The organism is Vibrio sp. 10N.222.49.C9 (genome assembly GCF_041474985.1).
In the GTDB taxonomy this organism is placed as follows: Bacteria; Pseudomonadota; Gammaproteobacteria; order Enterobacterales; family Vibrionaceae; genus Vibrio; species Vibrio crassostreae_C.
In genome coordinates this window covers 1-626 of the sequence record NZ_JBFRVD010000817.1, presented here as the reverse complement: position 1 = coordinate 626, position 626 = coordinate 1, and the positions used below count along the sequence as shown (strand labels likewise).

Annotated in this window: 1 protein-coding gene; it reads left to right on the top strand. The window is 48.9% G+C overall.

Annotation, left to right across the window (positions count from 1 at the left end):
* The coding region (locus AB4585_RS25755; protein ID WP_372171618.1) for a transglycosylase domain-containing protein at positions 1-626 on the top strand (626 nt) is incomplete at both ends.

The window sequence follows — 626 nt, the reverse complement described above, 5'->3', positions numbered from 1 at the left end:
GCGCAGGTTTACTTCGGTAAAGAGCTAAAAGATTTGAGCCTAGGTGAACTTGCTGTCATTGCAGGTCTACCTAAGGCCCCGTCAACTATGAACCCAATCTACTCATTCGATCGTGCAACCACACGTCGAAACGTAGTGTTAGGTCGCATGCTAAGCGAGAAAAAAATCACTCAGGCGCAATTTGATGAAGCCCGAGCAGTGGATCTAACCGGCGTAGCGCACGGTGCAGAGATTCAAGTACGTGCACCCTATGTAGCAGAGATTGCTCGTGCATGGATGGTGAAGAAGTTTGGTGAAGAAGAAGCGTATACCTCTGGAATGCGCATCTACACAACCGTTGATTCTAAGCTGCAAAACGCGGCCAATATTGCCGCGGTTAATAATCTGATCAGCTACGATGAACGTCACGGTTATCGCGGTGAAGAAAAGGTAGCTTGGGAGCCCTCTGCGACAGCAATGGACCAGGATGAGATTCAAAAATACCTTCGTTCTCAACCTAGCTATGGCGCTATGCGCCCAGCAGTCGTCACCAAAGTAGAAGGCAAAACCGCTCAGGTTTTTGTTAAGAGTCATGGCTACCAAACCATTGAATGGGATGGCATGAGTTGGGCTCGCCGCTACAAAAC